This window comes from Streptomyces sp. NPDC007088 (assembly GCF_042869355.1).
GTDB lineage: Bacteria > Actinomycetota > Actinomycetes > Streptomycetales > Streptomycetaceae > Streptomyces.
The window spans coordinates 54792-68152 of sequence record NZ_JBIAFO010000023.1 but is presented as its reverse complement, the minus strand read 5'-3'; the positions used below and the strand labels follow the sequence as shown (position 1 = coordinate 68152).

Here is a 13361-nt window from a genome sequence, read left to right as displayed (position 1 = left end):
CCGCGGGAGAATCCCTCAGCCCGTCCGGCGATTGAGGACACAGGCCGGCCGCAGGCCGCGAGACTGGAGGGGCGGGGCCCGCGGCCATACGGCAAGGTGGTACCCGAACCGTTCGACCCGCGGAAGCAGAGGCGGCATGGCGGACCCTTCGTACGGCCGGCCCGGCGCGCCGTCGCCCGATCCCGGCCTGCCCGCGCTCCCGGAACTCACCGCGGCCCTGGCCGCCGCCCCGCCCCGTGCCGCCGCGGCTCTGGCCACCGCCGCCTGCGGCTACTGGGCGCGCCGCGGCCTGCCCACCACGCCCGCGCGGACCGTCGCCGCCCCCGGCGGCCCCGCCCTCCTGCTCGCCCTGGCCGCCGCGACCGGCGGGGACGTCCTCGTGCCGAGGCCCTGCGCCGCCTGGTGGACCCCCGGCCTCCGGCTCCTGGGCCGCACCGCGTACCCCGTGCCGACGCCCGCCGAGTCCGGCGGCGTCCCCGACCCCTCCGCGCTCCTGGAGACGGTCCGCCGCGTCCGCGCGGAGGGCGGGGACCCCCGGCTGCTGCTCGTGTCCGTCGCCGACGACCCGACCGGGACGCTGCCCGGAGCCGAGGCGCTGGACGAGGTGGTGCGGGCCGCCGCCGACACCGGGCTCACCGTTGTGAGCGACGAGACCTGGCGCGACACCGTCCACGACGGCGCCGCGCCCGTCCTGCTGAGCCCGGCCGCGATCCACCCGGAGGGCGTCGTCGTCCTCACCGACCTGGCGGGCGCGTTCCTGCCGTCCGACTGGCCCGCCGCCCTCGCCCGCTTCCCGGACACCGCCGCCGGCGCCGCACTGCGCGAACACACCCTGGACGCGCTCAGCGCGCAGGGCGCCGCTCTCGCCGGCCCACTCGCCGCAGCCGCGGCCCACGCGCTCACCGAGCCCCCGGAGGCCACCGCCCGGCTGCGCGCCGTGAACCGGGCCCACGGGGCGCTCGCCCGCGCCGCCCACCGCGCCGTCCGCGCCGCGGGGGCCCTGGCCCTGCCGCCGCGCGCCGGCCGCTGCCTGTACGTCGATCTGGAACCGTCCCGCGCGGCGCTCGCCGCCCGGGGCGTGGCCGACGCCCGGGATCTGGAGGTCCACCTCGGCGAACGGCTCGGCATGCCGGTGCCCGGCGGACACCGGTTCGGGGACGCACTGACCGCCCTGCGCGTCCGCGTGTCGACCACATCGCTGCTGCGCTCAACGGGTGAGAGCCGGCTCGCGTCCCTCACCGCGTCGGAGCCTCTCGAATTGCCCGGTGCCCACCGAGCCTTGAGCATGTTCGCAGCGGTCTTCGACGCTCTGGCGGCCGGCGAGGACGCCGATCCGGGCGAAGGGGCCGTCACCAGGGCCGGGGCCGCGGCGCGCGAAGCCGACAGCGACGCGCGCGGCGGCCGGGCGCACCGAAGGGAGCCGCACCGATGAACGCGCAGCCGCCGACCGGCCCTCAGCCGGAAGCGACGCGGGACCCCGACGAGGGCCGCACCCCGGCCGGGGGCCCGCGACCCGCGCCGCCGCCGGGCGCCCCCGCCGCCCCGCCGGCCGGGCTGCGCACGCTCTCCGGCGTGGCCACGGCGCTCCGTCCGCTCGGCGAGGTCCGCCGCTGGCCGCAGACCTTCGCCGACCGGCTCGGCGCCCCGCTGCCCGGACTGCGCGCCTACGCCCGGCTGCTGCGCGAAGGCGCCGTACGCCCCCGGGCGGAGGGCCTCGCGGACATCCCCCGGCTGCCCTTCGCCCCGCAGCCGCTGCCCGAGGCCGCCCCCGGCACGGTCGCCGTGTCCTGGGTCGGCCACGCGAGCTGGGTCGTGCGCATCGGCGGGCTCACCGTCCTCACCGACCCCGTGTGGTCCCGCCGCATCCTCGGCACACCCGCCCGCGTCACCCCCGTCGGTGTCCCGTGGAGCGCCCTCGGCCGGGTGGACGCCGTCGTGCTCAGCCACAACCACTACGACCACCTCGACGCGCCCACCGTCAAACGCCTGCCCCGCTCGACCCCCGTCCTCGTGCCCGCCGGGCTCGGAGGCTGGTTCCGACGGCGCGGGTTCACCTGTGTCACCGACCTCGACTGGTGGGAGGCGGCCGAGGTCGGCGGCGTCCGCTTCGACTTCGTACCGGCTCACCACTGGTCCAAACGCGGGGTCCGCGACACCTGCCGGACCCTGTGGGGAGGCTGGGTCATGACGGCGCCCGGCGGCGGACGCGTCTACTTCGCGGGCGACACCGGGTACGGTCCGGCCTTCGCGGAGATCGGCCGCAGACACCCCGGGATCGACCTCGCGCTCATGCCGATCGGCGCGTACGACCCGCGCTGGTGGCTGCGCGACGTCCACTGCGATCCGGAGGAGGCCGTCCGCGCCGTCGGGGACCTCGGGGCGCGCCGGATGGCGCCCATGCACTGGGGCACCTTCCTGCTGTCCTCGGAACCCGTGCTCGAACCGCTGCTGCGCGCGCGGGCGGCCTGGCGCGAGGCCGGCCGCGACCGCGCCGACCTGTGGGACCTCCCCGTGGGCGGCTCCCGCACGCTGTAGCCCGGGGCGTGTGGGCCCGGACGCCCCCTCAGGCCCGCGCCTCGCCCGTCTCCGAGCCGCGCCGTCGCAGCCGGCGCCACAGCGAGGGACCGCCGCTGATCAGCAGAGTCAGGGCGATCGCCGCCACCACGCCCTGCCAGGGCTCGGGGAACAGCGAACCGCCCAGGATGCCGATGAGCTGGTAGGTCACCGCCCAGGCCACACACGCCGGAAGGTTGCCCCGGACGAACGTGCGCATCGGCATCTGCGCGAGCAGACAGGCCAGCATGACCGGGATCCGCCCGCCGGGAACGAGCCGCGACAGCACCAGCACCATGACGTTGTTGTCGTCCAGCTTGTGGCGCGCCTGCTCCAGCCGGTCGGCGGGCGCCCGGTCGCGCAGCGCGTTCAGCCAGCGCGAACCGTGCTCCGAGCGCATCCCGCGCCGCCCCAGCCAGTACAGCGCGACATCGCCGAGGAACGCGGCCAGCGCGGCCGAGGCGAAGACCATGAGCAGCGGGAACGGGAAGCTCTGGTGGAAGGCGACCACGGCGGAGGAGCTGACGAGGACACCGGTGGGTATCACGGGGACGAGCGCGCCCAGCATCACGAGCACGAACAGCGTCGGATAGCCCACCGCCTGCTGCGTGACGCCCGGCACCTTGTCGGCGGCGGCCGCGAGCAGCAGCGGTCCGTGGTGCAGCGGCGGGATCACCGGGCGACCTCGGGGCGCACGCTCTCGCCGTGCCCGAGCAGATGCACCGACACCTCGGGGGCGATCCGGGCGGCCTGGCGCACGAACTCCTCGCCCGGCGTGTGGAACTCGTGCGGCCGCACCCCCGCCATGCCGATGGGCCAGTACGTGCCGTAGTGGACCGGGACCGCGCAGCGCGGGCCGATCTCGCTCAGCGCCCGCGCGGCCCGCTCCGCGTTCAGGTGCTCGTGGCCGAGCCCCGGCCCCCAGCCGCCCACCGGGAGCAGCGCGACGTCCACCGGCCCGGCCTCCTTGGCCATGTCCTCGAACAGGCCGGTGTCCCCGGCGAAGTAGGTACGCGCCTGCCCTGAGACGACGTAGCCGAGGGCGGGGGAGCGCTGCGGGCCCACCGGCAGCCGCCGGCCGTCGTGCCGGGCCGGGACCGCCCGCACCGTCAGCTTCCCGAGCCGCACCTCGTCGCCCGCGGCGACCTCGGTGATCTCCAGGTGCCGCAGCCGCCGGCCGAGACCGGGCACGGAGCGCCGCGCGCCTCTCGGCAGCAGCAGCGGGGTGCCGGGAGCCAGGCGCGCGAGGGAGGGGACGTGCAGGTGGTCGGAGTGCAGGTGCGACACGAGGACCCCGTCCACGCGCAGCGCCGTCGCCGGCGGCAGCGCTCCCTTGCGGCGTCGCAGGTGGGCCAGGCGCCGCACGAGCACCGGATCGGTCAGCAGACGCGTCCCCGAGTCCTCGACGGTGCAGGTGGCGTGTCCCCACCAAGTGATCTCCACCGGTCCCCTTCCCCTTCCCTCCGTCGCCCGCGGTCCGGGCCCGTGCCCCGAGCGTACGGGCTCTAGTAATGTCGGCGGCCCACAGGCCGGGGCGACGGGGGGCGGGGCCCGGCTGCGACAGCGGGGAGAGCCGTGACGCATTCCATCCGGGCCGGCGGCGCCGAGGCCGGCCCGACCGAGGCGGGGAGGACGAGGGGAAGCCGTCCGGCCCCGGCGGCCCGGGGGTTGCGGGTGGCCGCCCTCGCGGCGCTCGTCCCCCTGGAGCGGCTGGACGCCGAGCCGTACCTCGTCGACATCCGCAGCCAGTTCGCGCACTGCGCGGACTGGGCCGCCGAGGCCGGCCACCGTGTCACCCAGGAGATCCTCGGGCACCGGCTCGACCCGCTCCACGCGCTGCTGTGGAGCGATGTCGACGCGGGCGAGGTGGACCTCTTCGTCGTGGCGAGTCCCGCCGCGCTCGCCGAGGCCGTGCACCCGGCCGAGGAGTTCCGCGCGCGGTGCGCCCGGCGCTCGGTGACCCTCGCCTTCGCCGACCGGCCCGAGCCGCGCTACGACTCCGGGCACAAGGCCCGCATCCACCGCAGGCTCTCCATGCCGACGGCCGGCTACGACGGCTGCTGAACCAGGCCGGACCGCGACCGGCGCCCCTCCCGGCCCCGCAGGTCACGACGCGGCGGCCGCCCGGGTCACAATCCGGGATGCTCCGTTCGCGTGGCGAAACGGTGTGCGAGGGTGGAGGCGGTCCGAGGGCACGGTGCGCGGACCGTGGAGCGAAAAGGTGAGCAGCGGTTGTGAACGAGGAGCGATGGCGGAGGGCCGGCAGCGCTCTGTGGCGGATGGTCGCGGTGTGGGGCGTGAGCACGCTCACGATGATGGTGCTCGCCGGAATCCTCCCGGACTTCCAGCTCCAGTCCCCGGACGGCGACAGCGGCACCCGCATCGCGATGACGGCGGCCCTCGGGGCGGGGGCCTTCGGTCTGCTCGGCGCGCTCGTGTGGCCCCTGCTGGTGCGGGCCCTGCTGCTCGTCCCGGCCTTCGTCCTCGCGGTCCTCGTCTTCTTCCTCAACGGCTCTCTGCTGCTGCTCGCGCTGCGGCTCGTGCCGCACGGCCGCGGCGAGGTGAACCCGGAGACCGCGGTGGTCGTCGCCGCCGTCATGTCCGCGGTCGCCTCCGCGACCGGGGGAGCGCTCGCCGTACGCGACGACGCGGCCTACCGCAGACGCCTCTACCGCCTCGCCGACCGCCGCGCCCGCCGCGAACCGCACTCCGGGCCGGCCACCCCCGGCACGGTCTTCCTCCAGCTCGACGGCGTCGGCCACGACGTACTGCTCGACGCGGTCGGCAAGGGGCTCATGCCGGCCGTCGCGCAGATGCTCGGCGGAATGCCCAGCCACCGCCTCACCCCCTGGCGCACCGACTGGTCCAGCCAGACCGGCGCGAGCCAGCTCGGCATCCTGCACGGCAGCAACTTTGACGCGCCCGCGTTCCGCTGGTACGAGAAGGAGACCCGCGAGGTCGTGGTCTCCAACCGCCCCGCGAGCGCCGGCGAACTCCAGCGCCGCGCCATCGAGCGCACGGGTGACGCGGGGCTGCTCAGCCTGGACGGGGCCAGCCGGGGCAACCTGTTCAGCGGCGGCGCCGACCAGCTCGCCCTCGTCCTGTCCGTCGCCGTGCGCCGGGGCCGCCACAACCGGTCCAGAGCCGGTTACTTCGCGTACTTCAGCGATCCCGCGAACGCCGTACGCACCGCGCTGTCCTTCGCCGCCGAGGTGCTGCGCGAGATGACGCAGTCCACCCGCGCCCGACTGCGTAAGGAACGGCCCCGGATGGGCCGCGGCGGCCTCTACCCCTTCATCCGGGCCTTCGCCACCGTCGTCGAACGCGATGTCGTGGTCGCGGCCGTCATGGGCGACATGCTCGCGGGCCGCACCGCCGTCTACGCCGACCTCGTGGCGTACGACGAGGTCGCGCACCACTCCGGTCCGCGCAGCCGGGACGCGGAGAAGGTGCTCGCCCGGCTCGACCGGTCCCTCGCCCTCATCCTCAAGGTCGCCGAACACGCCCCGCGCCGCTACCGCGTCGTGGTCCTCTCCGACCACGGCCAGAGCCCCGGCGAGACCTTCCGGGGCCGCTACGGGCTGACCCTCGCCGAACTCGTCCGGGCCGGCTGCGGACTGCCGGTGCCGCGCAAGGCGGGGCGCACCCACAGCGGAGCCGAGGCCCGTTCGGCGGTGCGGGCCGCGCTGCACCGCCCCGTCGAGGAACGCGCCGAGGGCCACCGCTCCTCCCCGCGCCGCTCCGACCCGGTCGTCCTCGCCTCGGGCAACCTGGGCCTCGTGTCCTTCCCCGACGTCCCGCACCGCATGACGCGCCAGGAGATCGACCGCCGCCACCCCGCCCTGCTCTCCACCCTCGCCAACCACCCGGGCGTGGGCTTCCTGCTCGTCCGCGACGCCGAGCACGGCGGCGTCGTCCTCGGCGCGAACGGGGCGCAGGTGCGGCTGGGGGAGCTCGACGGTACGGAGGACCCGGCGAGCCTCGGCCCGCTCGCCGACTTCGGACCGGGCGCGGCCGCCGCCGTCGCGCGCACCGACACCTTCCCGCACTGCGCCGACATCATGGTCAACTCCTGGTACGACCCGGCGGAGGGCGAGGTACTGGCCTTCGAGGAGCAGATCGGCTCGCACGGCGGCCTCGGCGGTGACCAGTCACGGCCCTTCCTCCTGTCCCCGGTGGTCCTGTCGGAACCGGTACCGAAGGGCGGCGAACTCGTCGGCGCCGAACAGGTCCACCAAGTGCTGCGGCGCTGGCTGCGCGAGGGCGAGGGGCCCCAGGTCCCGGTCGCGCTGCGCGTGGCCTCCGCCGTACGGGAGAGGAGGCCGGGCCCCCCGCGGGAAGGCGCGCGGCTCCCGGAGGCCGACGCCGAGAGCGCGTGAGTCCCCGTATGTGATCGGATAGGCCCCGGGCCCGTCCCACTCCGGGGCCGGTCCCGTCATCGCGAAAGGACTCGCACCGTGGCAACGACCCGTTCCGCGCACACCGTCTGGGAAGGCGACCTGCTCAAGGGCAAGGGCACCGTCAGCTTCGACTCCTCCGGCATCGGCGACCAGGCCGTCACCTGGGCCTCCCGCGCCGAGGAGTCGAACGGCAGGACCAGCCCGGAGGAGCTGATCGCCGCCGCTCACTCCAGCTGCTTCTCGATGGCCCTCTCCAACGGCCTCGCCAAGGCGGGCACCCCGCCCACCCGCCTGCTCACCAGCGCGGAGGTGACCTTCCAGCCGGGCACCGGTATCACCGGCATCCAGCTCGTCGTCGAGGGCACCGTCCCCGGCATCGACGAGGCCGCCTTCACCGCCGCCGCCGAGGACGCGAAGGCCAACTGCCCCGTCAGCCAGGCCCTCACCGGCACGCAGATCACCCTGACGGCGAAGCTCGGCTGACCGCCACCAGGCCCCGGCCGGCCCCGGCCTGCCGACGGCCCCGGACCTCCCGGTCCGGGGCCGTGCGCGTGTCCGCCCGCCGTACGGCCCGCCCCACCGGCACCTCGGGCACCGGCAGGGCGGCCACGCCGTGGTGAGCGGGGGAGGAGTGCCGGGCCCCCGGTCCCCGGCCCGGACCGCCCTGACGGGCGACTAGGTCCGCCCATGGTCGGTCGACACGCGGAGCGTGAGCGGGGCCCTCCCGGGCGGGGTGTCCGTCATCGCCGCTCCTCCGGCCCGCCCCCCTTCGTCCCCGTTCCGCTTCGGGCACGACGCCCTCGTCACCCCGCACCCTGGCCCGTCTTGTCGGCCACGCCTACGCCTCCCTCCTCACCGGCACCGGGCGGCGGACGGCGGTAAGTCCGACCGGTGCGCGGAGCGCGCGGAGGAGCTGTGGTCGCGGGCGGTGCCGGTGGGGTACTTGAGTGGTCCCGCGCCGGTCACCGGCCCTCTCACCTCGGGACGAGAGCCGCCCTACCCCCCACACACCACTCCAGCACCGCGTCCCACGCCCCGTAGCCCTCGCCCTGGCTGATGTGCCCAGCGCCCGGCAGGACGTCCGTGGGCACCCCCAGCGGGTCGCCGTACAGCGCTTTCGCACCCTCCGGGCAGTACGGGTCCTCGGCGCCCGTGACCAGGCGGGTGGAGCGGGCCGCGCGGTCGAGTCGGGCCCGGGTCACCGGGGGCGGTACGAAGGCGGCCACCTCCGGCTCGCCGGCCAGGAAGGACGGGGAGGGCGGGGACACCAGAAGGACCCGGTCCACCGGGCTTCCCGTCGTGCCGCGCGCCGCCGCCGTCAGCCACAGGGCGCAGGCGAGGCTGTGGCAGACGACCGTCACGCCCTCGGCCGGCAGCGCCGCGCGGTGCGTGCGCAGCGCGTCGAGCCAGCTGCCGAGGTCCGGACGGTCCGCGTCGGGGAGTTGCGGGTAGTCCACCGTGTGCCCCCGCGCGCCCAGCCGCTCCGCCAGCCAGTGCTGCCAGTGGCCGGGCGGACGGTGGTTCTGCCAGCCGTGCAGCACCAGGAAGGCGGCGGGGGTTGGGGCGCTCGTCCCGGTCGGCTCTGCGGTCACGTGGCTCGTTCTCCTCTGGAGGGTCGGCAGGCGGACACGATAAGCCCGGACCCCTCCCGCTCCCGCACCGGCCCCGCACCCCGGCCGGCCTTCACGCACCGTTTCCCCTCCCGCCGTTGTGGTCTCTGGTGCCGTGGGGGCGGGCGGGCCACTCTGGAGCGGTAGCTGTCGTCCCGTCAGGTGAAGGGGAGCCCCCGTGCCACGTCGTCCTGCCCTGTCCAGACCGCTGACCGCCCTGGCCCTGTCGGCGGCCCTGCTCGCCGGTGGCGCGGGGGTCGGGGGTGCCGCCGAACCGGTGGGCGGTCCCGATGCCGTACAGGCCCGTCCCGTCGCGCCGCCCCCTGCCAGTGGCGCCGTCGACAGCCGGGGGACGCCCTCCGTCCTGTCGTACCCGCAGGGCGACGGGCTGGAGACGGCGCACACCTCGCGGCCGGTCGCACCGGGCGCCGAACTCACCTCGTACGACCGGCTGGAGAGCGACAAGTGGCTGCGGGTCGACGAGCTGTCCGTCGACCTCGGCAAGGGCGTCCGAGCCGAGTACCTGCACCCCAAAGGCGGCGTCTCCCGGCGGGCCACCGTCTCCGAGCTGGCCGCGGGGCACGAGGCGGGGCCGGGACGCCGTACCGTCGCCGCGGTCAACGGGGACTTCTTCGACATCAACGAGACGGGCGCGCCCCAGGGTTCCGGTCTCGACGGCGGACAGGTCGTCAACTCCCCCGATCCGGGCCACACACGGGCCGTCGGGTTCGGGCCCGGTGAGGCGGGCCGCGTCCTCGACCTCTACTTCGAGGGCACCCTGACCCTGCCGGGCGGCAGTCGCCCGCTCGCCGCGCTCAACGCCGCCAACGTGCCCGCGAACGGCGTCGGCGCCTACACCGCCCAGTGGGGCGAGGCCGACCGCGCCCTCACCGTCAACAGCTCCGCCCGGTCCGCCGAGGTCACCGTCGTGGACGGCCGCACCACCGGCCCGGCCCACGCCCCCGGCAAGGGCCGCCTGCCCGAGGACGCGACCGCGCTGGTCGGTGCGGGCAGCGGGGCCGACGCCCTGACCGCCCTGCCCGCCGGCGCGCCCGTCAGCTGGGCCTACCACCCGCGCACGGGCAGCGGCGACCTGCCCCGGGAGGCCATCGGCGCCAACGAGTACCTCGTCACCGACGGCAAGCCCGTCGACCACACCGGCGAGGGCAACGACGCGACCGCGCCGCGCACCGCCGTCGGCTTCTCGCGCGACGGACGCGAGATGCGCCTCGTCACCGTCGACGGGCGGCAGGCCGACAGCGGCGGCGTCACGCTCACCGAACTCGGCCTGATGCTCCGTAAGTCGGGCGCCTACAACGCCGTCAACCTCGACGGCGGCGGCTCCTCCACGCTGCTCGCCCGCACCCCCGGCAGCGACCGCCTCCAGGTCGAGAACCAGCCCTCCGACGGCAGCGAACGCGAGGTGCCCAACGGCCTCGTGCTCACCGCCCCGGACGGCAGCGGCAGACTGAGCGGCTACTGGGTGGGCACCGCCATGGACGCCCGCACCGCCGCCACCGCCGACCCCGTCGCGGGCGGCCACCCCGACAGGGTCTTCCCCGGGCTGACCCGCAGGCTCACCGCCGAGGGGTACGACGAGACGTACGGGCCCGCCGCCGGCGCGCCGGCCTGGAGCGTGCGCGGCCCCGGCCGCGTCGGGCGCGACGGTGTCTTCCACGCACCGGCGAGACCCGGCCGCAGCGAGGTGACCGCCCGGCGCGGCCACGCCACCGGCAGTACCGCGCTCACCGTCCTCGGCCCGCTCGACCGCCTCCAGGCCGGCACCCGGCGCCTCTCCCTGCCCGGCAGCGACGCCACCGCCGACTTCGCCCTCACCGGCCTCGACGCCCGGGGAGACAGCGCGCCGGTCGAGCCGGACGACGTCCGTCTCACGTACGACCACGACCTGTTCACCGTCAGGCCGACCGCTGAGGGCTTCACCGTCGGCGCCCGCCGCGACGGCGCCGCCGGGACCGTGACCGCGACCGTCGCCGGGCACTCCACCGCCCTCGCCGTCTCCGTCGGGCTCAGCGACCGCGCCCTCGCCGGCTTCGAGGACGCCGCCGACTGGACCTTCAGCCAGGCCCGCGCCGCCGGCTCCCTCCAGCCCGTCACCGAGGGGCACACCGGTACCGCGCTCGGCCTGACCTACGACTTCACCCGGTCGACCGCGACCCGCGCCGCCTACGCCACCCCGCCCCGGCCGCTCGCCGTCCCCGGGCAGCCGCAGGCCTTCACCCTGTGGATCAAGGGCGACGGACACGGCGCCTGGGCCACCCTCCACCTGAAGGACGCCACCGGCACCGACCAGCTCCTGCGCGGCCCCCACATCGACTGGACCGGGTGGAAACAGGTCACCTTCCCCGTGCCCCAGTCGGTCGCCCACCCCGTGACCGTCTCCCGCTTCTACCTCGCCGAGACCGAGGCGAGCGCCCAGTACACCGGGGAGATCGTCCTCGACGACCTCGTCGCCCAGGTCCCGCCGGACGTCGAACTGCCGCACACCGCGCCGTACGCCGACCCGCTCATCACGAGCGGGCGGGACGTCGCCGGGAAGGACTGGCGCTTCGCCGTCCTGTCCGACGCGCAGTTCGTGGCCCGCGAACCGGACAGCGACATCGTCCGCCAGGCCCGGCGCACCCTGCGCGAGATCAAGGCCGCCCGGCCCGACTTCCTCATCGTCAACGGCGACCTCGTGGACGAGGGCTCACCCGAGGACCTCGCCTTCGCCCACCGCGTCCTGAACGAGGAACTGGGCGAGGCCCTGCCCTGGTACTACGTGCCGGGCAACCACGAGGTGATGGGCGGCTCGGTCGCGAACTTCACCGCCGAGTTCGGCCCCGCCCAGCAGGTCTTCGACCACAAGGGCACCCGCTTCCTCACCCTGGACACCTCCCGCCTCGGCATCCGCGCGAGCGACTTCCCGCAGCTCACCCGCCTGCGCGGCGAACTCGACGAGGCCGCGCGGGACCGCTCGGTCGACTCCGTCGTGGTCGTCGAGCACGTACCGCCGCGCGACCCCACCCCGCAGGAGGGCAGCCGGCTCGGCGACCGCAAGGAGGCGGCCCTGCTGGAGACCTGGCTCGCCGACTTCCGCCGCGACAGCGGAAAGGGCGTCGCCTTCGTCGGCGGCCACGTCGGCACCTTCCACGCCTCGCACGTCGAGGGCGTCCCGTACCTGATCAACGGCAACTCGGGGAAGAACCCGTCGACCCCGCCCGAGGAGGGCGGATTCACCGGCTGGTCCCTGCTCGGCGTGGCCCGCTCCGGGCACGGCGGCCGGCTCCCGGACGGCTGGATCGGCGTGCAGACCCGCGCCCACGTCGACTCCCTGAGCCTCGACACCCCGGCCACCCTGCCGCGCGGCACGCGACAGACCGTCGCCGCGACCGTCACCCAGGCCGGACGCCGGGTCCCGGTGGCCTGGCCGCTGAGCGCCGACTGGGACGGCTCCGCGAACCTGTACGTCGGGCCCGCCGCCCACGCGAAGCCCTGGCACGTCGCCGCGTACGATCCGGCCACCCGCACCCTGACCGCCCTGCGTCCGGGCACCGCACGGCTCACGGTCACCGTCAACGGACAGGAGAGGACCGCCGCGCTCGACGTGACCCGCTGACGGCGCCGGCGAGCGATGCGCCGGGCCGGTGCGCGGCGAACCACCGTGTTCCCGCGCCCCGGCCCTCGTTGTGGCACGCTGATTCCGCCCTGCCGCCCCGACCGAGGAGACCTCCGTGCCCGTCGAACCGCTGTCCGCCGAGGAGATCGAGCGGCGCCTGACCGAACTGCCCGGCTGGTCCCTGGAGGACGACGCCCTCACCCGGCTGTACCGGCTGCCCTCCCACATGGCCGCCGCCGCGCTCGTGGCCCACATCGCGGCCGTCCAGGAGGAACTCGACCACCACGCCGACACGACCCTCGGCTACAACACGGTCGAACTCTCCACCCACACGCACAGCGTGGGCGGTGTCGTCACCGCGCTCGACTTCGCCCTCGCCCGGCGCGTGGAGGACCTCTCCGGCGCGCACGGGGTACGGAGCTGACCGGTGCTCGACTACGACGGGGAAGCGGACCGCTACGACGAGAGCCGCGGTGGTCTGCCGAGGGCCCGCGCGGCCGCGGCGGCCCTCGGCAGCCTCCTGCCCGGCCACCACACCACCGTCCTCGACCTGGCCTGCGGCACCGGGATCGTCGGCGGCTGCCTGCGCGAGCAGGGCCGTACCGTCCTCGGTGTCGACCGGTCCGCCGGGATGCTCGCCCGCGCGGAAGGACGGCTGGACGCCGTGGTGCGCGCCGACGCGAGGGCGCTGCCCTTCGCCGACGCCTCCCTGCCCGCCGTGACCGCCGTATGGCTGCTCAACCTGCTCGACGACGCGGCGCCCGTCATCGCGGAGGCCGCCCGGGTGCTGCGCCCCGGCGGAGTGTTCGTCACCACGGTCGACAAGGCCGCCGCGCATGCCGTCGACAGCGACATCGACGCCTTGGTCGCCCCCTACCGCCCCGCCGAACTCCCGGACGGAGCGGGCCGGGTGACCGCGCTCGCCGCCGCCGAGGGGTTGCGCCCGGTCAGGACCGCCCGGTTCACCGGGCACGGGCAGGGCCGCACCCCGCTCGCCCTCGCCGCTCGCGTCCGGGAGGGCAGCCTGTACGCCGAGGGCGGCCTCCCCCTCGCCGAACGCCTCGAAGCGCTGCCCGGCCCCACCACCCCGCGTGCGGAACCGGACTTCACGCTGCTCGCCCTGCGCAGACGCAACCGCTGAACGACGCGGGCGGCACCGCCCCGGCAGGGGTGGCGCCGCCC

At 76.0% G+C, this 13361-nt stretch carries 11 protein-coding genes; 8 read left to right on the top strand and 3 right to left on the bottom strand.

The features are described from left to right. Positions 1–136 precede the first annotated feature (136 nt). Together ACFYMP_RS27600 and ACFYMP_RS27595 are read left to right on the top strand one after the other, a co-directional pair. Positions 137–1432, top strand: coding sequence for an aminotransferase class I/II-fold pyridoxal phosphate-dependent enzyme (locus ACFYMP_RS27600; RefSeq protein WP_388862601.1), 1296 nt, complete (start codon positions 137–139; stop codon positions 1430–1432). Further along, positions 1429–2535, top strand: coding sequence for an MBL fold metallo-hydrolase (locus ACFYMP_RS27595; protein ID WP_388862599.1), 1107 nt, complete (start codon positions 1429–1431; stop codon positions 2533–2535). Before ACFYMP_RS27600 ends, ACFYMP_RS27595 begins: the two co-directional genes overlap by 4 nt. A gap of 28 nt (positions 2536–2563) precedes the next feature. Here the strand turns inward: ACFYMP_RS27595 and ACFYMP_RS27590 are convergent, their stop codons facing one another. Together ACFYMP_RS27590 and ACFYMP_RS27585 are read right to left on the bottom strand one after the other, a co-directional pair. Beyond that, a complete protein-coding gene (locus tag ACFYMP_RS27590; RefSeq protein ID WP_388862597.1) occupies positions 2564–3229 on the bottom strand; it encodes a DedA family protein in 666 nt (221 codons plus the stop codon). Next, positions 3226–3996, bottom strand: coding sequence for an MBL fold metallo-hydrolase (locus tag ACFYMP_RS27585; RefSeq protein WP_388862595.1), 771 nt, complete (start codon positions 3994–3996; stop codon positions 3226–3228). Before ACFYMP_RS27585 ends, ACFYMP_RS27590 begins: the two co-directional genes overlap by 4 nt. Positions 3997–4221: 225 nt before the next feature. Here ACFYMP_RS27585 and ACFYMP_RS27580 point away from each other — a divergent pair, with 225 nt between their 5' ends. The 3 genes from ACFYMP_RS27580 to ACFYMP_RS27570 all read left to right on the top strand — a co-directional run bounded on the left by ACFYMP_RS27580 (position 4222) and on the right by ACFYMP_RS27570 (position 7436). Next, the gene (locus ACFYMP_RS27580; RefSeq protein ID WP_388862659.1) at positions 4222–4617 is read left to right on the top strand and encodes a hypothetical protein; all 396 of its coding nucleotides are present in this window, start codon (positions 4222–4224) and stop codon (positions 4615–4617) included. Between the two features lie 170 nt (positions 4618–4787). Then, positions 4788–6932: an alkaline phosphatase family protein gene (locus ACFYMP_RS27575; protein ID WP_388862593.1), complete on the top strand. Its 2145-nt coding sequence runs from the start codon at positions 4788–4790 to the stop codon at positions 6930–6932. A 78-nt stretch (positions 6933–7010) separates the two neighbouring features. Next, entirely contained in the window at positions 7011–7436 is a 426-nt protein-coding gene (locus ACFYMP_RS27570) for an OsmC family peroxiredoxin (protein WP_388862591.1), read from the top strand. A gap of 491 nt (positions 7437–7927) precedes the next feature. Here the strand turns inward: ACFYMP_RS27570 and ACFYMP_RS27565 are convergent, their stop codons facing one another. Next, positions 7928–8545 (bottom strand): RBBP9/YdeN family alpha/beta hydrolase, encoded by a 618-nt coding sequence (locus ACFYMP_RS27565; protein WP_388862590.1) that lies wholly within the window; start codon positions 8543–8545, stop codon positions 7928–7930. A 196-nt stretch (positions 8546–8741) separates the two neighbouring features. On the opposite strand from ACFYMP_RS27565, the gene ACFYMP_RS27560 reads away from it, so the two are divergent. The 3 genes from ACFYMP_RS27560 (at position 8742) to ACFYMP_RS27550 (ending at position 13320) form a co-directional block, all read left to right on the top strand. Then, a complete protein-coding gene (locus tag ACFYMP_RS27560; protein WP_388862588.1) occupies positions 8742–12179 on the top strand; it encodes a phosphodiester glycosidase family protein in 3438 nt (1145 codons plus the stop codon). Positions 12180–12294: 115 nt separating this feature from the next. After that, entirely contained in the window at positions 12295–12603 is a 309-nt protein-coding gene (locus ACFYMP_RS27555) for a 4a-hydroxytetrahydrobiopterin dehydratase (protein WP_388862586.1), read from the top strand. A 3-nt stretch (positions 12604–12606) separates the two neighbouring features. Next, positions 12607–13320, top strand: a complete 714-nt coding sequence (locus tag ACFYMP_RS27550; protein ID WP_388862584.1) for a class I SAM-dependent methyltransferase — start codon at positions 12607–12609, stop codon at positions 13318–13320. Positions 13321–13361: the final 41 nt, after the last annotated feature.